We start from the raw sequence: 24,654 nt of genomic DNA, 5'->3' as shown, positions 1-24,654 counted from the left end.
ATAAAAAACACATGGACCACAAACCATCCAGCCCAGGCCGTTAGGCCAGGAAGGCGGTTGCGGGCATGTGTTTTTATATTTCCTTTATGATTCTAAATTCTTTTCTGCTGCAGAGAGCATCAGTTTGATTCGGTTAACCTGGTTGACTTCGCTGGCTCCCGGATCGTAATCAATGGCTACGATATTTGCTTCAGGGAATGCCTGACGAATTTCTTTAATAACACCTTTTCCAACCACGTGGTTTGGCAGGCATGCAAATGGCTGGGTACATACAATATTTGGTGCCCCGCTATGAATCAGTTCTACCATCTCACCAGTCAGGAACCACCCTTCACCGGTCTGGTTTCCGATGGATACAAATGGTTTCGCATAAGCAGCCAGATCTTTGATATAGGCAGGAGCTTCAAAACGTTTGCTTTTTGCAAGTTCTTTTCTTAAGGTTTTTCTATATGTTTCCACAATTTTGATTGCGGCATTACATACAATAGCAGTACTCTTGGATTTTCCAAGATAACGGTATTTAAAATTACTGTTATAAAAACCATACATGAAGAAGTCAAGTAAATCAGGTACAACAGCTTCTGCACCCTCACGCTCCAGAAGTTCCACAAGATGATTGTTTGCATCTGGAAGGAATTTAACAAGAATTTCTCCAACGATACCAACGCGAGGTTTCTGAATATCTTTTAAAGGAATACGATCGAAATCACGGATGATACCACGGATATTTTTCTGGAAAGTCAAGAAGTTTCCTTTGACAATATCCTGTTTACATTTTGCTTCCCATCGTTTGTGGAGTCGATTGACAGATCCTTTTTTCTTTTCATAAGGTCTGGTACGGTAGACAACTCTCATAAATACATCTCCGTAAACGATTGCCTGAACAGCACGGTTCAGGAGACTTGGAGTTAATTTAAATCCACTGTTTTTCTCAATTCCCTGTGTACTGATACCAATAACCGGGATATGGCCATAGCCGGCTTTTTCAAGAGCACGACGGATAAAGCTGATATAGTTTGTTGCGCGGCATCCACCACCTGTCTGTGAAATTGCCAGAGCGATTTTGTCAGTATCATATTTTCCTGACAATAATGCATTCATCAGCTGTCCAATTACAATCAAGGAAGGATAACAGGCATCATTGTTTACATATTTAAGTCCTGTATTTACATCTTTCATTCCATTTTGTTCCAGAATCTTGACGTTATATCCACATGATTTCAAAGCAGGTTCCAAGAAAGTAAAATGAATTGGAGACATCTGAGGAACAAGGATTGTATAGTCCTTGGCCATTTCTTTTGTAAATTCTATACGTTTAATGGCAGCAGATACCGGTTTTGGTGTAATTTTGTGTTTTTTTCGAACTCGGACAGCACTGATCAAAGAACGGATACGGATTCTTGCAGCACCTAAATTATTAACTTCATCGATTTTCAGTACAGTGTAAATACGTCCGGATTTAGTTAAGATATCTTTTACAGTATCTGTTGTAACAGCATCCAGACCACATCCAAAGGAATTCAGCTGAATAACCTCTAACTGTTTGTTGGATTTTGCATAGTTGGCAGCTGCATACAGTCTGGAGTGATACATCCATTGGTCGGATACATTTAACGGACGCTCTACATTGGACAAATGAGAAATAGAATCTTCCGTTAGTACAGCAATACCATAGGAGTTGATTAATTCCGGAATACCGTGATTAATCTCAGGATCGATATGGTATGGTCGACCGCACAAAACAATACCTGTTCTTCCGGATTCTGCCAGATATGCCAGTACTTCTTCACCTTTGGTCTGAATGTCTTTTCTTACAGCTTCCAGTTCATCATAAGCCTTAGTAACTGCATGTTCCACTTCATTGGATGATACAGTAAAATGCTTTTTCATTTCTTCAAAGAGGCGGGATTTTAATGCATCTTCATTATCCAGTGCAAGGAAAGGATTCATGAAGTTTATACCCTTCGTTTGAAGTTCCTCCATATTATTTTTAATATTTTCTGCATAGGACGTAACAATCGGACAGTTATAATGATTGTTTGCCCCCTCTGTTTCGTCACGTTCATACGGAATACATGGATAGAAAATATCTTTAACTCCCTGTTTGATCAGCCACATGACATGCCCATGAGCAAGCTTCGCAGGGTAACATTCTGATTCGCTTGGAATGGATTCAATTCCCAGTTCGTAGATTTTTCGGGATGATTCCGGAGAAACCACAACTTTGAACCCAAGTTCCGTGAAGAATGTAAACCAGAAAGGATAATTTTCATAAATATTTAAAACTCTAGGAATACCAATGACGCCACGAACGGCTTTTTCATCAGATAAAGGTTCATAATCAAAGGTACGGTGGAGTTTATAATCATACAGGTTAGGTACATGGTCAGCATTTGGCTCTTTTCCAATGCCTCTTTCACAGCGGTTACCTGTAATGTATCGGCGACCATTGGAAAACTTGTTGATGGTAAGCAGACAATGGTTGGTACATCCTTTACATCTTGTCATAGAAGTATCAACACTCATGGCAAAAATTTCTTCCAGTGGAAGCATGGATGTTTTATGTCCCTTTTCATAGCGTTCTCTGGCAATAAGAGCAGATCCAAAAGCTCCCATAATTCCGGCAATATCCGGTCGTACAGCATTACATCCGGAAATACGTTCAAAACTTCTAAGAACAGCATCATTATAGAAGGTTCCACCCTGAACCACAATGTGTTTTCCAAGATCGCTTGGATCTGTTAATTTGATAACTTTATATAAAGCATTTTTAATAACAGAATAAGCAAGACCTGCTGAAATGTCTCCAACACTTGCTCCCTCTTTTTGTGCCTGTTTAACTTTGGAGTTCATAAATACTGTACATCGGGAACCAAGATCAATTGGATTTTTAGCTGTCAGGGCAACTTTTGCGAATTCCTCAACAGAATGATTTAATGACTTTGCAAAAGTTTCAATAAATGATCCACATCCGGAAGAACATGCTTCATTTAACTGAACATCATCTACAACACCGTTTTTAATACGAATACATTTCATATCCTGACCACCGATGTCAAGAATACAATCAACATTCGGTTCAAAAAATGCCGCTGCATAGTAATGAGCGATGGTTTCAACTTCACCGAAATCAAGATTTAATGCTGCTTTTATCAAATGTTCTCCATAACCGGTTGAGCAGGAAGATACAATCTTTGCAGTATCCGGCATCTGCTCATCTATTTCATGAAGAGATTCGATAACTGCATGTAAAGGACTTCCGTTGTTATTATTGTAGTAGCTGTACAATAATTCTCCATCTTCACCAGCCAGAGCAACTTTTGTGGTAGTTGAGCCGGCATCGATTCCAAGATAACAGTTTCCCTTATATGTAGAAAGATTTCCACGTTTTACAACATGACGGTTATGATCCTTTACAAAACCTTTATATTCCTGTTCGTTTGCAAAGAGTGGTTCTAAACGGTCAACTTCCTGTTTCAGTTCAATTTTTTTCTCAAACTGTTTTAATAAATCTGTAAAATTTGTTGTAACATCTTCTTTGGCATTTAAAGCAGCACCAACGGCTGCAAATAAATGAGAATGGGTTGGAGCAATAATTTCTTCATCTTTTAATTCCAGAGTACGGATAAATGCATTTTTCAATTCTGGAAGGAAATGAAGAGGACCTCCTAAAAATGCAACATTTCCACGGATTGGTTTTCCGCAGGCAAGTCCACTGACGGTCTGATTAACAACTGCCTGAAAAATAGAAGCTGCAAGATTTTCTTTGGTTGCTCCTTCGTTGATCAGTGGCTGAATATCGGTTTTAGCAAATACACCACAACGTGCAGCAATTGGATAAATGGTATCAAAGTTTTTAGCATATTCATTTAAACCAGAAGCATCTGTCTGCAGAAGAGAGGCCATCTGGTCAATAAAAGAACCAGTACCTCCAGCACAAACTCCGTTCATTCTCTGATCAATTCCATTGGTAAAGTAAATTATTTTTGCATCTTCTCCGCCAAGTTCTATTGCAACATCAGTATGAGGTGCATAATCCTGCAAGGCTGTGGATACACAGACCACTTCCTGACAGAAAGGAATTTCTAGATAAGAAGAAATAGAAAGACCTCCAGAACCTGTAACGGTTGGAGCAAAAGTTGTTTCTCCGATTTGGTCTTTTGCTTTTTTTAATAAGGAAGCTAAAGTTTCCTGAATTTTTGCAAAATGTCTTTGGTAATCTGAGAAAAGTATATTATGTTGTTCGTCGATAACGGCGACTTTGACTGTTGTAGAGCCAATATCAATTCCTAATCGTTTCATCTTTTCGTATACCTACTTTCTAAATTTGCATTATTCCTTATTATAATAGAAAAACAAATATTTGCAAAGAGGAATAGAATATTTTTTTTAGGTGAGAATAATGGAAACAAATATTGAGATTTGAATAGTCTAATAAAAAAGTAAAGGTAATGTCATGGCAGATCAGAAAAAGTGTAACGGAAGTATTTATGTTGTGAAGGAAAATGATACTTTATACCAGATTGCAGGAGCCTATGGAATTCGGGTAAAGGATATCATGCGTCAAAATCCTTATGTCAATGTATATAATCTTCAGCCGGGAGATGAGTTATGTGTTCCGGGATTTACTCCGGTTATATCTGGAGCATTTATTCCATATGTGGTAAAAAAGGGAGATACCATTCTTGATATAGCGAAATCTAACAAAACAACAGTTGAAAATTTAGCAAAATCTAACAAAAAAATAAGAGATTTGACCCTTCCAGTTGGTACAGTACTGTTAATTGACAAAGCAAATTGAGTTATTTATAATGAAATAAGATATGCAAAAAGCGGTGCCTTGCCCTGGAGCATACGCACCGCTGGCAGGAGAGGAGTTAAAGATGATTAAATATTATCGGACCATGGACAATCAAATTAATGAAATCAGTGAATCTATGGAGGGAACCTGGATATCGTTGATACATCCCACTGCTGCAGAGCTGGTTCAGATTTCCAGGGAACATAAAATCGATCTTGATCATTTAAAAGCTCCTTTAGATGAAGAAGAACGATCACGTATTGAGGTGGAAGATGATTACACACTGATCATCGTAGATATTCCGGTAACTGAAGAGCGTAAAGAGAAAGAGTATTTTCTTACGATACCATGTGGTATTATTTTGGGACAGGATGTGATCATTACAGTTTGTCTGATGGATACACCAGTGTTATCTGACTTTCGTGATGGCAGAGTACGCAATTTCTGGACATTTAAACGGACAAGGTTTATTCTTCAGATGCTGTACCGGAATGCATCATTATATCTGCAGTATCTTCGTTCTATTGACAAGAAAAGTGATGAGGTTGAAAAACAGCTCCATATCTCCACTAAGAACCAGGAGTTAATTGAGCTTTTAGAGCTGGAAAAGAGTTTGGTTTACTTTTCCACATCCCTGCGGGGTAATGAGCTGGTTCTGGAAAAGTTATTAAAAATTGAAAAGATTAAGCAGTATCCGGAAGATGAAGAGCTTTTGGATGATGTTATCATCGAAAATAAGCAGGCAATCGAAATGGCAGATATCTACAGTAATATCTTAAGCGGAACTATGGATGCCTATGCTTCAGTTATATCCAACAATCTGAATATTGTTATGAAGGTTTTGGCGGTTATTACCATTGTAATGTCCATTCCGACTATGATTGCAAGTTTCTGGGGGATGAATGTTCCGGTTCCTATGGCGAAATCCCCTTATGGTTTCTTGATATTGGTAATATCTTCTTTAATTCTTACTGTTATTGGTGGATTTATATTAGGAAGAAAAAAGATGTTTTAAAAAAATAAGAAAGGTTTGTTATGTGGCTGAATAAACTTGAGGAAAAATTTGGAAAATATGCGATTCCCAATCTTCCAAAGATTATTGTAATATTATATGCAATTGGATATGTGATTCAGATGATTTCTCCGGATTTATTTGATTTGATGCAATTAAATCCGTATCTGATTATGCATGGACAGATTTGGCGACTTTTTACATTTTTAATGGTAGGACCTAGTACAAGTTTAATTTTTATTATATTTGTTCTTCTGTTTTATTATTCCGTTGGTTCTTCTCTAGAACAGGTCTGGGGAACATTTCGGTTTAATATGTACTATTTTATTGGAGTGTTAGGAACAATCCTTGGAGCGTTCCTTACATATGCAGCACTTAGATTTTCACAAGGTGAACTGGCAGGAGCTGCAGTATATATGGATACTTTTTATCTGAATATTACATTGTTTCTGGCATATGCCATGATGTTTCCGAATATGCAGGTATATCTATACATGATATTGCCAATCCGCGTAAAATGGCTTGCGTATCTGGATGGGATATATCTGGGCTACATTTTTTTAACATCAGGCTTTACAGTTTACGGAATTTCGGTTAAAGTATCAATTGTAGTGGCGTTATTAAATTTCCTGTTGTTCTTTTTCTCAATGAAGAAGATTCGAAGCCGGGGGGCGTCTTTTGTCAGCAGAGTATCTGGACAGAGACGGCACAGGGAATTTAAAAACAAGACTAATCCTAAGGGAAGAAAAAAGAACGGGGCTGTGCATGAATGTGCTATATGCCATCGTACGGAACTGGACGATCCAACATTGGAATTTCGTTATTGTTCCAAGTGTGATGGGGATTACGAATATTGTCAGGATCATTTGTTTACCCATAAACACGTAAAGAAGTGAGTTGTTAATATTATATATGAGATTTAAAGGAGAAAATTATGCTAACCAAAAAGACTAAAATTATTTGTACTATGGGACCGGCAACAGATGATGATGCCGTTTTAAAACAGCTGATGCTGGAAGGAATGGATATTGCTCGTCTGAATTTCTCTCATGGTGACCACGAGGAACAGTTAGGCAGAATCAAAAGAATCAAAAAATTTAGAGAAGAATTAGGATTGCCGATTGCTATCCTGCTTGATACAAAAGGGCCTGAGATCCGAACAGGATTACTTTCAACAGATGGCGATGTTGAATTGAAGGAAGGACAGGAATTTGTCCTTACAACAAGAGAAGTGGAAGGTACAAATACTATCGTAAGCATTACATATGCTGAACTTCCAAATGATGTAGAACCAGGAAATACCATTCTGATTGATGACGGATTGATTGAAGTTCGTGTAAAAGAGATCAAGGATGGGACAGACATCGTATGTGAGGTAGTAAATGGTGGTCTGCTTGGAAGCCGTAAAGGTGTTAATGTACCAAATGTAAAAGTAAACCTTCCTTCTATCACAGAAAAGGATAAAGCTGATATTGAATTTGGTCTGGAAAACGGAATCGATTTCATTGCAGCTTCCTTTATCCGTAATGCGGATGCTGTAAATGAGATCAAGGCAATCATTGATAAATATAAAATGAACGTTGGGGTTATCTCCAAGATCGAGAACATTGAAGGTGTTGAAAATATCGATGCCATCATCGAAGCTTCTGAAGGTGTTATGATCGCGCGTGGTGACCTTGGTGTTGAAATCCCTGCAGAAGAAGTACCATTCTTACAGAAAGCGATCATTAAAAAATGTAATAAGGCATTTAAACCAGTTGTTACTGCAACACAGATGCTGGATTCCATGATCCGTAACCCACGTCCGACAAGAGCAGAAGTAACAGACGTTGCCAATGCGATCTATGATGGAACAGACGCAATCATGTTATCTGGTGAAACAGCAAAAGGAAAACATCCGGTTGAAGCAGTTCGTATGATGAACCAGATCGCAATTTCAACAGAACTCCATCTTGATACAAAGATTCAGGATTACCGTTCTGTTTATGTGAATCGTGGAATCTCTGCTGCTGTAGCATACTCAGCAGTACAGACAGCACATAATATCAGTGCAAAATGTATCCTGGCTTCCAGTATGTCAGGATTTACAGCAAGAATCGTATCAAAATTCAAACCAGATGCACAGATTATCGGATTATCTCCAGATGAATCCATCGTGCGTAAGATGCAGTTATACTGGGGTGTACGTCCATTCAAATCTCATAAAGCAGAAACAACAAAAGATTTACTGGATGAAGCAACAGATATTGTATTAGATGCAGGACTTGCTGAACAGGATGATATCCTTGTATTAACAGGTGGAGGCCCAGCTGATCACCGTGGAAAAGGTGTTACAAACATGCTGAAAGTTGTTAAAATTGGTGAATAATCGACAGTAATATATGGTAAAATGGGGATGTAGTAATACATCCCTTATTTTAATTTCTTAAAATTAAAATACTCTTGGCGGATGTGAAGGTATCGGGAGGGAGAGTAATGGAAATAGCTGAGCAGTTATACATATCAGAAATTTTAAGATCTGGACAAAAAATAATAAAAAGTAGAATCAGGGAGAAAAAAGGAATTCCTGGATTGTATTGTATTACCTTGTCTCAGTGGAAGTCTGGAATTCTGGAGATTTATTCATATGAGGATTTGATTTCTCCTTTTTACGAATCATGTGATATAATAATTGTTGGACTTGCTGCTGGAAAAGATGATGCAATAGTTTTGCTCCGGCGGATGGTGGATGACATGTTTCATTCTGGAATGATAAATGACGTAGGGAAATTCTTTTGTGGAGAAAAAGTATGAGTATTATATTTTTGATTTTAAAAATATTGGGAATCATTTTATTAATACCAGTTATATTGCTACTGATTCTTTTCATCTGTCCGATCTGTTATCGGTTGGAAGGGGAATTTGATGGAGAAAATCCTAAAATAAAAGGAAGAGTATCATGGGCGTTGTTTTTCTTGCGAATAAAAGGATGGTATGAGGAACAACCAGGGATTATTGTCCGGATTTTTGGGCTTCCAGTATATCGAACCGATGGGAAATGGGCGATTTTAGGAAGAAATGATAAAAAAAAGCCGGTGATAGTAAATGAAGTATCAGCACCTCAAAATAAGGAAAAAAAATCTCAAAAAGATATTTCTGAAAAAATAGCTCATCATATTTCGCGTGAAACAGAGAACTCTGTACAAAAATCTCAAAGTCCTGTTGAAGATATTCTGGATCTTCCATGGGATGAAGAGTTTGAAGAAGAAAATGATTCAAAGGAACTGATAAAAAAGGAAAATGAGAAAAAGAAGAAGTTTATTGGTAAAAGAATCGTCAGATTTATAAAAACATGGTATCATAAGTGTAAAGTGTTTATAAGGAAGTTACAGGATGGTTTAGACAAGATTTATACAATGAAAGAATTCTTTTTTGAAGATAAAGAGATTCGTCTGGCGTTATCCAGAGTAAAAAAATATGGAACAGATGGAATTAGATATCTGCTTCCTCAAAAAGTAAAAGGTGTTTTAAAATTTGGACTGGATGATCCTGCGGAAACAGGTAAGGTCCTTGGTTATCTGGCTGTGTTGATTCCGTTGTATGAAGATCATCTGGAGATAACACCGGATTTTACTCAGAGTATTTTGAAAGGTCATCTTCTGATATCAGGACGAATCAGAAAATATAAATTGTTAAAGCTTGCGTGGATCGTTTTCCGGGATAAAGATTTATTAAAACAAAAAGATCGTGTGGTAGAAATGATAGGAGGTTAGTCATATGAGCAAAGAAAATTTTAATGAAACTGTTAGCTCTTTATTTAACGGAATGGAGGGGTTTTTAACATCCAAGACCGTAGTAGGAGAGCCGATTTATATCAAAGATACAATCATTCTGCCATTGGTGGATGTGTCTTTTGGAATGGGCGCAGGAGCATTTGAAGCTGACAAGAAGAATAAAAGCGGTGGAGGAATCGGAGGTAAGCTGACTCCTAGTGCTGTTTTAGTTATTCGTGATGGACAGACTAAACTTGTAAATGTTAAGAATCAGGAAACAATCGTAAAACTTCTGGATATGGTTCCGGACGTGATCGATAAATTTACAAAAAAAGAAGAAACTCTTGAGGATATTGTTGAGGATTTAGAAAAAGAAGAGTAAATAATAATATTATAACCTGAGGAATCTGTGGAAAGACAGGTTCCTTATTTCTTTGTTGTGCATAAATTATATGATAGGAAATATGGGGAAGCATTTATGAAACGGGTATGGGGAATTGCTTTTTTTTTCTTTGGGATAGGGCTCCTGACAGGCTTTTTTATCAATCAGGAGTTTACGAGAGTTATGGTGTGTCTGGTAAGCTGGATGTTTGGATATTGTTTGTTCTTTCATTAAAAAAGAACTGGACAATGTCCAGTTCTTTGTGGTTTTATATTAAATAAATCATAACAGATTAAGCACGTTCAACCTTACCAGATCTTAAGCAAGAAGTACAAACGTACATTTTCTTTGCTCCGCCTTCTGTTTTAACTCTTACAGATTTAATATTTGATTTCCACATTTTGTTTGATCTTCTATGTGAGTGACTGACTGCATTTCCAAAATGAGCGCCTTTTCCACAAATAGCACATTTTGCCATGTTAGCACCTCCTTCTTCAAATCTTTTCCCTTTTTTATTCCGGGCTCGACAACTATTTCATTTTAACAGATTGAATTATAAAAATCAAGAATAAAATTGCTTTTATTTTTGAACGATATTATTTAGAAGGAGTAATATTTCAATATTTCTTCAGGACTAGACGAGTTTCACTGGATAATGTATAATCATGATATATGAATTCTCGGTTGGAGGTAATAATTTATGAAAGGACATATGAATACAAAAAATGGAGAAATCTCCATTGAAAATCAGGTAATTGCAAAATATGCAGGAATTTGTGCCCTTGGATGTTTTGGCATCGTTGGAATGGCCATGGTCAATGTAAAAGACGGAATCGTAAAACTGCTTACCAGAGATAATATAAGAAAAGGTGTATTTGTTTCTGTAAAGAATAACAAGATCACGATAGATTTTCATATTATTGTATCTTATGGAGTTTCCATTTCCACTGTAGCTAATAATTTAATGGAATCTGTAAAATACAGAGTCGAAGAGTTTACCAGTCTGGAAGTAGAAAGAATTAATATTTACGTTGAGGGCGTAAAAGATATAGGATAAATGATGGAGGCAGAAAGAATATGAAGCAAATAGATGCGTCTTTGTTACAAAAGATGTTAATTGGCGGTGCAAAACGATTAGAGGCACATAAAGAATATATCAATGAACTGAATGTATTTCCTGTTCCTGATGGAGATACAGGTACGAATATGACTATGACAGCCATGGCAGCAGCCAAAGAAGTTGGAAATGTCATGGAAGTGACTATTAAAGAAGTGACAAGAGGATTATCTGGTGGATCGCTTCGAGGAGCAAGAGGAAACTCAGGTGTAATTTTATCACAGCTGTTTCGTGGCTTTTATAAAGGTGTGAAGGATAAAGAGGTTCTTGATACAAAAGCAGTAGCCGAAGGATTCAAACATGCTGTTAGTACAGCTTATAAAGCAGTAATGAAACCCAAAGAGGGAACGATTCTGACCGTTGCAAAGGTTACTGCAGAAAAGGCTGTAAGAATCGCGAGAAAAGAAGAAGAATTTGAAAAGTTTGCTGAGATTGTAATGGAAGAAGCAAACGATATTCTTAAGAAAACACCAGAAATGCTTCCTGTTTTAAAAGAAGCAGGTGTTGTGGATTCTGGAGGACAGGGACTGGTAGAATTTTTACAGGGAACCGTTGATGTTCTGCTTGGTAAAGAAATTGATCTTTCAGATGTACCAAAAACAACGGGGAAAGTGTCCACTTCAGATGTTCCTTCTCAGGGAGAAGATATTAAATTTGGATATTGTACAGAATTTATTGTCATGACAGAAAAAGAATGGACAGATGAGAACGAACAGGATTTCAAAAAATATTTGTCAGGAATAGGAGATTGTGTAGTTGTAGTAGGGGATGAAGATATAGTGAAAGTTCATGTTCATACCAATCATCCTGGAAAGGCTATTGAAAAAGGATTGTCCTATGGTGCTCTGACAAGTATGAAAATTGATAATATGAGAGAGGAACATGAAGAACGTCTTCAGCTTCAGGCGGAGGAATCCAAAAAAGAAGAACCTCGGAAACCATATGGATTTGTGGCTGTTTCAATTGGAGAAGGATTAAATGAGATTTTTCGTGGATTAGGTGTTGATTATCTGATTGAAGGCGGACAGACTATGAATCCTAGTACAGAAGATATGCTCAATGCCATTGATCAGGTGAACGCAGATACAATCTTCATTTTACCAAATAATAAAAATATTATTCTTGCAGCAACACAGGCACAGTCGCTGGTGGAAGATAAGAATATTATTATTATACCGACAACCACAGTACCGCAGGGAATTTCTGCGTTTATAGGTTTCGAGGCGGAACAGGATGTTGAAACTAATGAAGAAAATATGAAGGAAATTATCGAATGTGTAAAGACCGGTGAAGTAACCTATGCAGTTCGTGATACTTCTATCAATGGAAAAGAAATCAAAATTGATGATATCATGGGAATTGATGATGATGGAATTCAGGAAGTGGGAAGCAGTATTGAGACCGTTACATTAGATCTTATTAATGATATGGTTGATGAAGACAGTGAATTAATCTGCATTTATTATGGACAGGATATGAAAGAAGAAGATGCACAGGCGCTTCTTGAAAAGGTTGAAGAAAAGTATGAAGATTGTGATGTTCAGCTTGAGTATGGTGGACAGCCAATCTATTATTTCCTGTTATCTGTAGAGTAAAAGAATCAGGAAAGGAGGAGCATGTCAGGCTCCTCCTTTTTTCGATGTATCAAAGAAGAGAAAGTTCTCAAATATAGAGAGGAAAAGTTAATGGATGGGACAACGAGCATAATAGAATTAAAGGGAATTGGAGAAAAAACAGGAGCTGCATTTGCAAAGCTTGGCGTGAGGAATATTGACAGTTTGATTTCTATGTATCCAAGGTATTATCTTACCTATGAAGATCCCATTGATATTTCAGAACTTCAAGTGGGACAACGAGCCTCTGTTTTTGTAAGAATCAGTTCTGAGATAAATATACGTTATATCAGAAAGATGAAAATTGTAACATGCCTTGGAAAGGATCATACGGGAACAATGACTTTTACATGGTTTAATATGCCGTATTTGAAAAAACAGCTTCACCGAGGAGAAGATTATATATTGACAGGTACTCCTGTTTTTAAAAATGGACGACTAACTATGGAACACCCGGAAATTTTCACACAGGAAACTTATCAGGCACAGAAGCAGACATTACAACCGGTATATCCAATGACTACAGGACTTACCAATAAGATTGTCTCTAAGGCTGTTAAACAGACAGAAAGTTATATCAGGACAATCCCAGAATACCTTCCCGAACAGATATTATCCTGTTATCATCCTATGGATTATAGTGAAGCAATTTGGAATATCCATTTCCCTGAATCCAGAGAACAGCTGATTGCAGCAAAAAAAAGACTGATATTTGATGAATTTTTTATTTTTATTTCTGCAATGAAAATGTTGTCACAAAATGAAGAAGGCGGAGAGCATGGTTATAGAATTCCTGTTTGTAAAGAAGTAAAACAGCTGATAGAAGGTTTGCCTTACCAGCTGACTGGAGCACAGAAACGGGCGTTAAAGGAAATGACAGAGGATTTAAATTCAGGGAAGATTATGAACCGTCTTGTTCAGGGTGATGTAGGTTCAGGAAAAACAATTCTGGCAGTGATTTTGCTTTTAATGTGTGCAAAAGCAGGATATCAAGGAGTTTTAATGGCACCTACGGAAGTGCTGGCTAATCAGCATTTTGAGACTTTTGAAGAACTGTTAAATCCTTTGGGTATAAAGACAGTTCTTTTAACAGGATCAACAAAGCAAAAGGAAAAGAAAGAGCGGTATGAACAGATTAAGAAACATGAGGCTGATATAATTATTGGAACTCATGCTTTAATACAGGACAAGGTTGAATATGACCAGCTGGCATTGGTTATTACAGATGAACAGCACAGATTTGGAGTAAGACAAAGAGAAAAATTATCTATGAAAGGTGAAAAACCACATGTTCTTGTTATGAGTGCAACACCAATCCCCAGGACTTTAGCCATTATTCTGTATGGTGATCTGGATGTATCTATTGTAGATGAACTTCCTTCAAATCGGTTACCGATTAAAAATTGTGTTGTTAATATAAGTTATCGCCCTACGGCATATAGATTTATGGAAAAACAGGTGAAAGAAGGGCGACAGGTATATGTAATATGTCCCATGGTGGAAGAGAGTGAAGCAATGGAAGGAGAGAATGTCATTCAGTATGCAAAAATACTGGAAAAAAATTTCTCTCCATCTGTACGAATCAGCTATTTACATGGTAAAATGAAACCAGCTGAAAAACAGAAAATTATGGATGACTTTTCAGAAGGAAATATTGATATTTTAGTTTCAACAACGGTAGTGGAAGTAGGAGTTAATGTTCCTAATGCCACAGTAATGATGGTTGAAAATGCAGAGCGTTTCGGACTTGCTCAGCTTCATCAGTTGAGAGGTCGTGTTGGACGGGGAAAACATCAATCTTACTGTATTTTTATGACCGGATCTAAAAAGAAAGAAACGATGGAAAGGCTGGAAGTACTCAATAAATCCAATGATGGTTTTTATATTGCAAATGAAGATTTAAAATTACGTGGACCAGGTGATTTTTTTGGAGTGAGACAAAGCGGGATGATGGATTTTGTTCTGGCAGATATATATACAAATGCAGATATTATGAAGCAGGCATCAGATGCGGTGAAACAACTGGAGGAAGATAATTTTGATTTTTCACAGTTAAAAAATAGTCGTTTAGAAAAACAGATCAGCCTTGCACACAAATTATAGGGAGGATATTAAGATGGTACGATATTATTTGAGATTTACAGGAAGAGTTCAAGGTGTCGGATTTCGTTTCTTTGTCAATATGAATGCAGAACGATATCATTTAACTGGATGGGTGAAAAATATGTATGATGGTTCAGTAACTGCAGAAGTTCAAGGGACAAGACTTCAGGTGCAGCAGTTTTTAGAGACAATTAAATATGGAAATCGATTTGTTAGAGTGGATGATATTGAAGTTGAAGAAAGCCCATTGTGTGAAAATGAAAAAGGATTTAGAGTTCGTTATTGAAATTTGAAAAAAATGTTAGTTTATGTAAAAACTCCTAGTGTATCTTTTGTTTGTTGGCACATACTATCAGCGTAACAAATAACTACAAAAGAAATGGAGGAAATTCAAATGGAAGAACGAACTTCAGCAAGAAGCAAAGGATCAAACAGAGTTGAAGTGCCAGAAGCAAGAGGGGCATTAGACAGATTTAAGTTTGAAGTAGCAAATGAAATCGGGGTAGACTTAAAAGAAGGATATAATGGACATCTGACAACAGCTCAGGCTGGTTCTGTAGGAGGAGAAATGGTCCGTAAAATGATCCGCAGACAGGAAGAAGAAATGTCCCGATAAGGAAAACAAAAGACAAATCAGTTATGTAAACTGGCGGGCTGCAGATGAAAAATCTGTAGCCCGCTTAATTATTTTTAGTTCATGGAAAGGCCTTGTCCGTTTTGTTCCCGGAAGAAAATTTTGTAATGGCAGATACAAGAAGTATAAAAATGCTTTTCCTTTTTTGTAAAAACAGATTGTATGAAGTATTGAACCTGCTGAAATTTAGTTGACAAAATCTGTGTATATAATAAAATAAAGAAAAGTAAAAAATAAGGAATGTTTGTTAGATGAGAGTTATAGCAGGAAGTGCAAAAAGTTTAAAATTAAAGACTATAGAAGGAATGGAGACAAGACCTACACAGGATCGAATAAAAGAAACTCTGTTCAATATGATTCAGTATGATATCCCTGGCTGTTTGTTTCTGGATTTATTTGCAGGAAGTGGCGGAATAGGAATTGAAGCACTAAGCAGAGGAGCAAGGGAAGCATATTTTGTTGAAAGTGCAGGAAAGCCAATCCGGTGTATTAAAGAAAACCTGAGACATACTCATTTAAATGAGTATGCTACAGTTATGGCTACAGATGTGTCCTCTGCTATTGGAAAACTTTCAGGCAAAGTGTTTGATTTTATTTTTATGGATCCTCCATATGCTAAAGGATTTGAAAAAAAGATTCTGACACTTTTAGATCAGTCATCAATTTGTGGGCAGGATACTATTGTGATCGTGGAATCGTCTCTTGATACAGAAATTTCAGAAGAATGGTTTGAGAATCTTAAGATTATACGTGAGAAAGACTATAAAACAAACAAACATACATTTCTGAGGAAAGCTTAGGAGGAAGAGGAAGATGAGTATTGCCGTTTATCCCGGAAGTTTTGATCCGGTAACTTATGGGCATTTAGATATTATTGAACGTTCTGCAAAGGTATTTGACAAATTAATAATTGCCGTTTTGGTAAACAGTGCCAAAACCCCTTTATTTACAACAGAAGAAAAAGTTCAAATGATTAAAGATGTAACTAAACATTTGGATAATGTTGAAGTAACCTCTTTTTCAGGATTACTGGTTGATTTTGCCAAAGAACATAATGCCAATGTTTCTGTTCGTGGATTACGTGCCGTGACAGATTTTGAATATGAGCTTCAGATTGCACAGATTAACAGTAAACTGAATAAAGAACTGGATACTATGTTTTTTACTACAAGCATTGATTATTCATATGTGAGTTCGACTATTGTAAAGGAAATTGCTTCATATGGAGGAGATGTATCAGATATGGTACCTGCGTCTGTAGAAAAATGTCTGAAAAAGAAGTTTGAAAAATAGGAGGGACTGCAAAAAATGAGTGAGAAGTATTTACATGAAATGATAGATGATATTGAAGTACTGATTGATGAGGCAAAGCCTGCACGATTTAGTCCTGGCAAGGTTATCATGGATAAAGATGTTTTGATGACTGTAATTGAGGAATTGAGAAAACAGATTCCAGGTGAGATTGAGAGAAGTCATAAGATTATTATGAATAAAGAGTCTATTTTGGAAGATGCAAGAGTAAAAGCTCAGGAAATGCTTAATCAGGCTGCTTCGGAGGCAGGAACTCTGATTGATGAAAATGAAATTGTTGAAATGGCAAAAATGAGAGCGGATGAAATTGAAACAACCGCCCAGAATCATGCTCAGGGACTGATTCATAATGCTAATGAAGAAGCTGATCAAATACGTGTTGGAGCATTACAATATGCCAGAGAAATTATGGAAGATGTCCAAGGATATGTGGAAAGTGTAAGAGATGCACAGAAAAGTGTTTTTGACCAATTGTTATCAACTTTAGATTCTGATCTGGAATCTATTAAAGTTAATGGGCAGGAAATAGATGAACAGCTTTCAGGAGTGACTATGCCACGTGTCAAGACCAGAACTGTTGAAGACTTTCTGTCAAAAGAGCAATAAAGCTAAGATACCGCTGATAACAGCAAAAAAGGATTTTAGGAACACATAAGGAAAAAGTGAAAGCTGACTTTCTTTACATACGCTTTTGGTCTGCATTATGCTACAGATGCCGCCAAAAGAACTGATAGCACAGAGGATGGCGATTTTTACAGAAAGAGGAATTGGAAGGGATCCCCAGTAAGTAATTCCGGTAGTGATTTCCAGACATCCAATAATAATATCAGAAAAAACCCCAAAGGGTCTAAAGGAAGTTAAAAGATTTGTACCAATGGAAAACAGCATAATATAAATCCCAATAGCAAAAATTGAGTGTAAAGCATCGAAAATGATTTCATCAGTAGTTTTTTTAGGGGCAAATCCCTCTGGCTGTTGATGGATATAGAGAAATTGCTTTTCTCGGCTTAAGTTGAGAAGAAACAGAAAAAAGCATATATTTGGTGCATAAAGGCAAAAAAAGAAAAGAGGGACAGGTACCCTGCTATGTAATATTAAAGTTAAAGTATAACCAATGGTGAACATTGGACTTACATTGTTACATACTGCAAGAAGGAACTGCCCTTCTTTTTTTGTGTAGGAACCGGATAGCACAAGATCATTAATGATTTTTCCGCCTAGAGGATACCCGCAGAAAAAGCCAAGAATGAGAGTGTAGGCCAAATCTCTGTTTAAAAGAGGAAATAACCGGTAAATCGGGAAAAACAGCCATGAAACATAATGAAGAGTATGATATTTATTCATGAAACCGGTAAGAAGTAAAAAGGGAAGCAAGGTAGGGACAATAGTTCCGGACCAAAGAAGAAGACCGTTTCGGGCACCTTCAATGGATTGTTCCGGGAAAAAAAGAAGAATAGCTGTGAAGCATAAAAAAAGAATCTGGGAAACTATTTTTTTCATATAGAACCTCCTGCCACATATAATATATTTTATGTGGCAGGAGAGAAAACTAGACGATAATTTGCTGATCTTTCCAGCAGATACCGAATTTTTCACCTAGAATCATTTTGTATAGAGAATCGGCCTGTCTTTCGGAACTTAAAAGAAAATTCTGTTCAGGAGATAGAGCATCTTTCCACGGACGAAGATGCCGAACCATTGGAACAGAAGCGTTTCTTTTCATTTCAGAAATCAAAAAGGAGGATTCTTTTTTAAACCCCAAAATCTGATAGTAAAGAGAATAATCCAGATTGTTAATTATTTGATAATGTGATTTTGTAATATTTAGTATAATGTGCAACAGGTTTCTGCTGATGCGTGTCCAGGTAAGATGTTTGCTTTTACAGTCAGCTATTAGCTCTGTGCATGTAATATCCGGACGATAATATTTGTGAAGCATATCCTGGAAGTCCGATGATATTTCCCAGAAATCAGTAAGGTTGGGGTGGAGAATCAGCAATGTTTTTAAAATTTCTGAAAAATCATCCATTGTAACTGGAGCATCAGATTGAAGATGCTCTTTTAATATACATTTACAGTTTTCAGGAATTTGTGAAAAAATTGACGGATTGTCAGGCTCTTTTTCTATTATATTTCGAATAGCAGAGGCAGAACTTATTTTAGAGGTCAGCTGATTTTCATGATGACCACTGCCGGTACGTGAAAGACTAAAAGGTTTTATAGAACTTTTACTGGAAAGCAATGCTTTAAGATATTCCAGTCCAAGAATATTATTTGGTTCTCTTATAACGGGAAGCCATGATGAATCCGGGCAGTGTTTGGTGAAAGCTATTTCCTGTGCTTTTGGAAACGGATGGCCGAGTTTTATTAACTGGGATGTTTCTGATGAAATTGTGTTTTCGTATTCTAGTAGAAAAGAAGCGATTTCCTTTAAAAGGGAAATATTTCCGCATTCACTTCCAAATGATAATGTATCAATGATGCCCAAATGATTTAGAAGAGAAACACTTCCCGAAGCAAAATACGGAGCTGAACCGCATGCGAAATATAAAGGAAGTTCAATGACCAGATCAGCACCATTTTGTAATGCCATCTGGGTTCGAATCTGTTTTTCCAGAATGGCAGGAGTACCTCTTTGAACATAGTTTCCACTCATTAATGCAACAATATATTCTGCACCTGTTTCTTCTTTTGTTTTCTGGATATGGTATGCATGTCCGTTATGAAAAGGGTTGTATTCACAAATTATTGCGGCGGTTTTCATAGACCTGTCCTTTCTTTCATATTTTTTTCAGTAATTGTATTATAAATGAGAATGAAAAAAAAGTAAAACTGCACAAAAAATGAAAAATAAAGATTGAACATCTTGTCATATAAAACAAAAGAATGTAGAATGAATATAGTTATGTAATAAACGGAACCGGTTTTATAAATACGGTTTGAACTAAAATGTACAACGAAAAATACATATGCAAATGTTGTATACAAGATGATGATGTTGTATAATTTGAAAGGATTAAATTCATCTTTGTGGAAAGTTGAAAGGAGCAACGCAAATGAGTGTTATTGATGAAATCAAGAAAAAGGCAAAGGCTAACAAAAAGACAGTCGTATTGCCTGAGACAACAGACATTAGAACTTTAACTGCAGCAGCAGAAGTGCTGGAAGAAGGAATTGCAGATGTCATTTTAGTGGGAAAGAAAGAAGATATTCTGGCAAAAGCAGGAGAATTGGATATTTCAAAAGCTGTTTTTGTCGATCCTGCAAATTGTGAAAATCTCAATACATATATTGAATCTCTATGTGAAGCAAGAAAAAGTAAGGGATTACTTCCGGAAGATGCCAAGGAAATTCTTCTCTCTAATCCTTTATTTTTTGGAGCTACAATGGTTCGCGCAGGACATGCAGACGGTATGGTGGCAGGGGCCATTAATTCATCAGCAAATGTACTTCGTGCAGCACTGCAGGTTGTAAAAACAGCACCAAATACTGAAATTGTTTCTGCATTTATGTTAATGGATACTCAGGCAAAAGATATGGGGTCAAACGGATGTTTTGTGTTTGCAGACTGTGGTCTGAACCAGAATCCTAATCCGGAACAGCTGGCAGCAATTGCATCAAGTTCTGCAAAAACATTTAAACAGCTGATTGGGGATGTACCAAGAGTGGCCATGCTTTCTCATTCAACATGTGGAAGTGCAAAACATGATGATGTAACTAAAGTAGTAGAAGCAACAAATATTGCAAAAGAAAAATATCCGGAGTATCTGATTTGTGGTGAATTACAGCTGGATGCAGCTATTGTACCTGAAGTTGCAGCAACAAAGGCACCAAGAAGTGAAGTCGCAGGAAAAGCAAATGTTTTAGTATTCCCAGACCTTGATGCTGGAAATATCGGTTATAAGCTGGTACAGAGACTGGGTAATGCTCAGGCATACGGCCCTATTACTCAGGGAATTGCAAAACCTGTAAATGACTTATCAAGAGGATGCGTAGCATCTGATATCGTAGGTGCGGTTGCAATTACATGTGTGCAGGCAGCGGCATTAGAAGAGGATAAATAGAAATCAGACAAGTAAGGAGAATAGTAAATGAAAGTTTTAGTAATTAACTGTGGAAGTTCATCATTAAAATATCAGTTAATCGATTCTGATACAGAAACTGTACTGGCAAAAGGACTGTGTGAAAGAATTGGAATTGATGGTGCATTAACACATCAGCCTGCAGGAAAAGATAAAATCAAATCTACACCTGCAATGCCAGATCACAAGACAGCAATCGGAATTGTGCTGGACCAGCTGACAGATAAGGAAAATGGTGTTGTAGAAAGTCTTGATGAAATTGAAGCAGTTGGACATCGTATTGTACATGGTGGAGAAAAATTTACAAAATCCTGTATCATTACAGATGAAGTTATAAAAGAAGTTGAAGAATGTAGTGTATTTGCACCGCTTCATAATCCTGCCGGATTAATTGGTGTACGTGCATGTCAGGAATTAATGCCAAATCTTCCAATGGTGGCAGTATTTGATACAGCATTTCATCAGACAATGCCTGAAAAAGCTTATTTATATGGAATTCCTCGTAAATATTATGATGAAGACGGAATTCGTCGCTATGGTTTTCATGGAACTTCTCATCAGTTTGTTTCAACAGAAGCTGCAAAGATGTTAGGAAAAGATATTAAAGATTTAAAGATTATTGTATGTCACCTTGGAAACGGAGCAAGTGTAACAGCAGTGGAAGGCGGAAAATCTGTAGACACTTCCATGGGATTGACACCATTGGAAGGATTGATTATGGGAACTCGTTCCGGAGATTTAGATCCTGCAATTATTGAATTTATTGCAAATAAAGAAAATAAAACAGCTTCTGAAGTATTAAATATTCTTAATAAAGAGTCAGGAGTATACGGATTATCAGGAGTATCCTCTGATTTCAGAGATGTAAAAGCAGCAAGAGCAGAAGGAAATGAAGCTGCAACAGCAGCATTAGATGCATATGTTTATCGTGTGGCAAAATACATTGGGGCATATACAGCGGCAATGAATGGAGTAGATGCAATTGCATTTACAGCTGGTCTTGGTGAAAACGATGATATTACACGAGCAGCGATTTGTGATTATCTTGGATATCTTGGTGCAAAGCTGGATGATAAAAAGAATGATGTTCATGGAGAAAATGCAGTAATTTCTGCTGATGACTCTAAAGTTGCACTTCTTTGTGTTCCAACAAATGAAGAATTAATGATTGCCAGAGATACAGTTGCATTGGTAAAATAGTTTCCTGACAAAAAAGTAAGGGAAATTCCTTGACAAACTGTTGTTGCATTCGTATAATAGTACGGTATGATTTTTTAGGAGATAGTATGAAATTACAGTTATCAAAATTTATTTCGACACCAAATTATGCAGAAACACAGGAAGCATATGTTGATATGGATGAGATTAAGCTAAAAGGTGTGTCTTATCCCATCCGTAAGAAAGATAAGTTTCCGGTTACATTTCAGAATACTGGGAAGAATACGGTTTCCTGGAGTTTTAAGACGGAGATGATTCTTGGGATTCCATGTGATCGATGCCTGGATGAAGTGTTGTATACCGTCACTGTAGATGTAATGGAAGAAGTGGATTTTGATCATCTGAATCAGGAAGATGGCGAGTTCTCATATATTGAGGACAGAGAACTGGATATGGATTTACTGATCTTCGATGAAGTTGTTCCGAAGCTTCCGTCAAAGCTTTTATGCAGAGAAGACTGTAAAGGACTTTGTCCGGTATGTGGAACAAATCTGAATAAAAAAGAGTGTGGCTGCGATCGTACGGTGGCAGACCCTCGTATGGCAGCTATTCAGGATATTTTTAAGAATTTTAAGGAGGTGTAAACCAATGTCAATTTGTCCAAAGAATAAATCATCCAAAGGAAGAAGAAACAAACGTAGAGCAAACTGGAAGATGACTGCTCCAACACTTGTTAAATGCAGCAAATGTGGTGCGCTGATGATGCCTCACAGAGTATGTAAAGCCTGCGGATCTTACAATAAAAAAGAAATTGTTGCAGCACATGCTGAATAATTTGTACGTGGAAGCGTACTTTCGGTGAAAGCATCATACGTTTAGGCGTATGGTGCTTTCCTTATCTCAAAGAACTTTTTTGTTTCATAGGAAATTGCCACTTTGAATTAGTAAAGATTTCTAGAAAAGGAGTAAATCAATTATGGAGAAATTAGTGAAAGTTGCACTGGATGCAATGGGTGGAGACAATGCGCCAGGGGAAATCGTAAAAGGTGCTGTTGATGCAGTAAATGAAAGAAATAATATTAAAGTATTTCTAGTTGGAAAGTCAGCAAAAATCCATGAAGAATTAAAAAAATATCGTTATAAAAGCGAGCAGATAGAAGTGGTAAATGCAGAAGAAGAAATTTCTTGTGACGAATCACCGGTGGAAGCGATTCGTAAGAAGAAAGATTCTTCCATGGTAGTTGCAATGAAGATGGTTAAAGATCAGACTGCAGATGCATTTGTTTCTGCTGGAAGTTCTGGAGCTGTACTGGTAGGAGGTCAGTTCCTGGTGGGACGAATAAAAGGGGTAAAGCGAGCACCTCTTGGTGCAATTATGCCTACAGCTAAGGGAGTTATGCTTTTGATTGATGCAGGAGCAAATATGGATGCCAAGCCGGAATATCTGGTGGAATTTGCCAAAATGGGATCTATTTATATGGAACATGTAATTGGAGTTCAATCTCCAAAAGTTGCATTGGTTAATGTAGGTGTGGAAGAAGCAAAAGGAAATCAGCTGGTAAAAGAGACAGCTCCTTTGTTAAAGGCCTGTGAAGGATTAAATTATACCGGAAGTATTGAGCCAAGAGATGTGCCATATGGTGCGGCAGATGTAGTATTATGTGATGCTTTTGTTGGAAATACCATATTAAAATTATCAGAAGGATTATCAGGAGTACTTGTTAAAGAGATTAAGGCAGGAATGATGAGTACTTTAAAAAGTAAAATAGGTGCTCTTTTGGCTAAGCCTGCATTGAAAAAAACATTAAAAAGATTTGATGCATCTGAATATGGCGGTGCACCACTTCTTGGATTGAATGGATTGGTAGTGAAAGTACATGGGTCTGCTACTGCAAAAGAAATGAAAAATGCAATTATTCAATGTATTACATTTTCAGAACAGGAGATAAATGAAAAAATAAAGGCTGAAATTACAAGGGAAAAAGGACAGAAGTAATGAAAGAAAAAAAAGTGGAGGAATTACAGAATAAAATTGGAATAAAATTCCATAATCAGAAACTTCTTACTCATGCTTTGATACACAGTTCTTATGCAAATGAACGAAAAATGAGTAAAGACAAGAATAATGAACGTTTGGAGTTTTTAGGAGATGCGGTTCTGGAATTAGTTACAAGTGATTATCTGTTTCGAATATATAAGAAAGAGCCGGAGGGAAAGCTTACAAAATTACGTGCAAGCCTTGTATGTGAGCCAACACTGGCAATGTGTGCCAAAGATATTTCTTTAGGAGATTATCTGCTTTTAAGCAGAGGAGAAGATATGACAGGCGGAAGGGAAAGGGATTCTATTCTGTCGGATGCATTCGAAGCTGTAATTGGAGCTATTTATCTGGATCAGGGATTGGAAGCGGCAAGAACATTTATAGAAACATATTTAATGAAAGATGTGGAAAATAAAGTTTTATTTTTTGATGCAAAGACACATCTTCAGGAAATTGTTCAGGGAGAGGGAAATGAAACACTGCAGTATGTCCTTGTAAAAGAAGAAGGTCCGGATCATAAAAAGCAGTTTACCATTGAAGCAAGACTGGGAAATACAGTAATTGGAACAGGTGTTGGAGGAAGTAAAAAGACTGCAGAACAGCATGCGGCATTTGAAGCGATAAATAAATATAAAAAGTAGAGGATGG

The 24,654-nt window shown here is 36.9% G+C and carries 25 protein-coding genes; 21 read left to right on the top strand and 4 right to left on the bottom strand.

The features are described 5' to 3' along the window. Window positions 1–84: 84 nt before the first annotated feature. Window positions 85–4,302, bottom strand: coding sequence for a 2-hydroxyacyl-CoA dehydratase (locus BHF70_RS04035; protein WP_075759060.1), 4,218 nt, complete (start codon window positions 4,300–4,302; stop codon window positions 85–87). A 154-nt stretch (window positions 4,303–4,456) separates the two neighbouring features. On the opposite strand from BHF70_RS04035, the gene BHF70_RS04030 reads away from it, so the two are divergent. The 7 genes from BHF70_RS04030 (at window position 4,457) to BHF70_RS04000 (ending at window position 9,947) form a co-directional block, all read left to right on the top strand. Beyond that, on the top strand, window positions 4,457–4,801 hold the full coding sequence (locus tag BHF70_RS04030; RefSeq protein WP_075759059.1) for a LysM peptidoglycan-binding domain-containing protein: 345 nt from the start codon (window positions 4,457–4,459) through the stop codon (window positions 4,799–4,801). An 82-nt stretch (window positions 4,802–4,883) separates the two neighbouring features. Beyond that, a complete protein-coding gene (locus BHF70_RS04025; RefSeq protein WP_075760518.1) occupies window positions 4,884–5,816 on the top strand; it encodes a magnesium transporter CorA family protein in 933 nt (310 codons plus the stop codon). Window positions 5,817–5,836: 20 nt separating this feature from the next. Continuing rightward, window positions 5,837–6,709: a rhomboid family intramembrane serine protease gene (locus BHF70_RS04020; RefSeq protein WP_075759058.1), complete on the top strand. Its 873-nt coding sequence runs from the start codon at window positions 5,837–5,839 to the stop codon at window positions 6,707–6,709. A gap of 38 nt (window positions 6,710–6,747) precedes the next feature. Further along, window positions 6,748–8,181, top strand: a complete 1,434-nt coding sequence (pyk, locus tag BHF70_RS04015; protein WP_075759057.1) for a pyruvate kinase — start codon at window positions 6,748–6,750, stop codon at window positions 8,179–8,181. A 107-nt stretch (window positions 8,182–8,288) separates the two neighbouring features. Continuing rightward, window positions 8,289–8,606 (top strand): hypothetical protein, encoded by a 318-nt coding sequence (locus BHF70_RS04010; RefSeq protein WP_075759056.1) that lies wholly within the window; start codon window positions 8,289–8,291, stop codon window positions 8,604–8,606. Continuing rightward, a complete protein-coding gene (locus BHF70_RS04005; protein WP_075759055.1) occupies window positions 8,603–9,565 on the top strand; it encodes a DUF2953 domain-containing protein in 963 nt (320 codons plus the stop codon). Before BHF70_RS04010 ends, BHF70_RS04005 begins: the two co-directional genes overlap by 4 nt. 4 nt (window positions 9,566–9,569) lie before the next feature. Further along, complete coding sequence (locus tag BHF70_RS04000) at window positions 9,570–9,947, top strand: GerW family sporulation protein (RefSeq protein ID WP_075759054.1); 378 nt, start codon at window positions 9,570–9,572, stop codon at window positions 9,945–9,947. A gap of 292 nt (window positions 9,948–10,239) precedes the next feature. On the opposite strand, the gene rpmB is transcribed toward BHF70_RS04000, so the two are convergent. Next, window positions 10,240–10,425 carry a 50S ribosomal protein L28 gene (rpmB, locus tag BHF70_RS03990; protein ID WP_075759052.1) on the bottom strand — a complete coding sequence of 62 codons (186 nt, stop codon included), beginning with the start codon at window positions 10,423–10,425 and terminating at the stop codon, window positions 10,240–10,242. 222 nt (window positions 10,426–10,647) lie between these two features. Here rpmB and BHF70_RS03985 point away from each other — a divergent pair, with 222 nt between their 5' ends. The 8 genes from BHF70_RS03985 to BHF70_RS03950 all read left to right on the top strand — a co-directional run bounded on the left by BHF70_RS03985 (window position 10,648) and on the right by BHF70_RS03950 (window position 17,331). Further along, window positions 10,648–11,004, top strand: coding sequence for an Asp23/Gls24 family envelope stress response protein (locus BHF70_RS03985; protein WP_075759051.1), 357 nt, complete (start codon window positions 10,648–10,650; stop codon window positions 11,002–11,004). Between the two features lie 20 nt (window positions 11,005–11,024). Then, on the top strand, window positions 11,025–12,659 hold the full coding sequence (locus tag BHF70_RS03980) for a DAK2 domain-containing protein (protein ID WP_075759050.1): 1,635 nt from the start codon (window positions 11,025–11,027) through the stop codon (window positions 12,657–12,659). 21 nt (window positions 12,660–12,680) lie between these two features. Beyond that, complete coding sequence (gene recG, locus BHF70_RS03975) at window positions 12,681–14,780, top strand: ATP-dependent DNA helicase RecG (protein ID WP_278277186.1); 2,100 nt, start codon at window positions 12,681–12,683, stop codon at window positions 14,778–14,780. A gap of 13 nt (window positions 14,781–14,793) precedes the next feature. Beyond that, the gene (locus BHF70_RS03970) at window positions 14,794–15,066 is read left to right on the top strand and encodes an acylphosphatase (protein WP_075759049.1); all 273 of its coding nucleotides are present in this window, start codon (window positions 14,794–14,796) and stop codon (window positions 15,064–15,066) included. Between the two features lie 108 nt (window positions 15,067–15,174). Further along, complete coding sequence (locus BHF70_RS03965) at window positions 15,175–15,396, top strand: alpha/beta-type small acid-soluble spore protein (RefSeq protein ID WP_075759048.1); 222 nt, start codon at window positions 15,175–15,177, stop codon at window positions 15,394–15,396. 269 nt (window positions 15,397–15,665) lie between these two features. Then, window positions 15,666–16,214, top strand: a complete 549-nt coding sequence (gene rsmD, locus BHF70_RS03960) for a 16S rRNA (guanine(966)-N(2))-methyltransferase RsmD (protein ID WP_075759047.1) — start codon at window positions 15,666–15,668, stop codon at window positions 16,212–16,214. 13 nt (window positions 16,215–16,227) lie between these two features. Further along, complete coding sequence (gene coaD / locus BHF70_RS03955) at window positions 16,228–16,707, top strand: pantetheine-phosphate adenylyltransferase (RefSeq protein WP_075759046.1); 480 nt, start codon at window positions 16,228–16,230, stop codon at window positions 16,705–16,707. A gap of 15 nt (window positions 16,708–16,722) precedes the next feature. Next, on the top strand, window positions 16,723–17,331 hold the full coding sequence (locus BHF70_RS03950) for a hypothetical protein (protein WP_075759045.1): 609 nt from the start codon (window positions 16,723–16,725) through the stop codon (window positions 17,329–17,331). On the opposite strand, the gene BHF70_RS03945 is transcribed toward BHF70_RS03950, so the two are convergent. Both BHF70_RS03945 and BHF70_RS03940 read right to left on the bottom strand, forming a co-directional pair. Continuing rightward, entirely contained in the window at window positions 17,317–18,225 is a 909-nt protein-coding gene (locus BHF70_RS03945; protein ID WP_075759044.1) for a sporulation protein, read from the bottom strand. The two genes, BHF70_RS03950 and BHF70_RS03945, sit on opposite strands and share 15 nt — an antisense overlap. Before the next feature lie 49 nt (window positions 18,226–18,274). Next, on the bottom strand, window positions 18,275–19,489 hold the full coding sequence (locus tag BHF70_RS03940; protein ID WP_075759043.1) for a tRNA(Met) cytidine acetate ligase: 1,215 nt from the start codon (window positions 19,487–19,489) through the stop codon (window positions 18,275–18,277). Between the two features lie 292 nt (window positions 19,490–19,781). Here BHF70_RS03940 and pta point away from each other — a divergent pair, with 292 nt between their 5' ends. The 6 genes from pta (at window position 19,782) to rnc (ending at window position 24,647) form a co-directional block, all read left to right on the top strand. Further along, complete coding sequence (gene pta, locus BHF70_RS03935; RefSeq protein ID WP_075759042.1) at window positions 19,782–20,789, top strand: phosphate acetyltransferase; 1,008 nt, start codon at window positions 19,782–19,784, stop codon at window positions 20,787–20,789. Window positions 20,790–20,816: 27 nt separating this feature from the next. Next, the gene (locus tag BHF70_RS03930; RefSeq protein WP_075759041.1) at window positions 20,817–22,007 is read left to right on the top strand and encodes an acetate/propionate family kinase; all 1,191 of its coding nucleotides are present in this window, start codon (window positions 20,817–20,819) and stop codon (window positions 22,005–22,007) included. An 86-nt stretch (window positions 22,008–22,093) separates the two neighbouring features. Beyond that, window positions 22,094–22,609 carry a YceD family protein gene (locus tag BHF70_RS03925; RefSeq protein ID WP_075759040.1) on the top strand — a complete coding sequence of 172 codons (516 nt, stop codon included), beginning with the start codon at window positions 22,094–22,096 and terminating at the stop codon, window positions 22,607–22,609. A 4-nt stretch (window positions 22,610–22,613) separates the two neighbouring features. Next, window positions 22,614–22,799: a 50S ribosomal protein L32 gene (gene rpmF, locus BHF70_RS03920; RefSeq protein WP_075759039.1), complete on the top strand. Its 186-nt coding sequence runs from the start codon at window positions 22,614–22,616 to the stop codon at window positions 22,797–22,799. 142 nt (window positions 22,800–22,941) lie between these two features. Next, window positions 22,942–23,961, top strand: coding sequence for a phosphate acyltransferase PlsX (gene plsX, locus BHF70_RS03915; protein ID WP_075759038.1), 1,020 nt, complete (start codon window positions 22,942–22,944; stop codon window positions 23,959–23,961). Further along, window positions 23,961–24,647 (top strand): ribonuclease III, encoded by a 687-nt coding sequence (gene rnc, locus BHF70_RS03910; protein WP_075759037.1) that lies wholly within the window; start codon window positions 23,961–23,963, stop codon window positions 24,645–24,647. The genes plsX and rnc overlap by 1 nt, the downstream gene beginning before the upstream one ends. Window positions 24,648–24,654 lie beyond the last annotated feature (7 nt).

The sequence above is a fragment of the Anaerostipes sp. 494a genome (assembly GCF_001940315.1).
Lineage (GTDB): Bacteria > Bacillota > Clostridia > Lachnospirales > Lachnospiraceae > Anaerostipes > Anaerostipes faecalis.
Note: the sequence above shows the minus strand (reverse complement) of the source record. Positions and strands in the feature narration are given on the sequence as shown.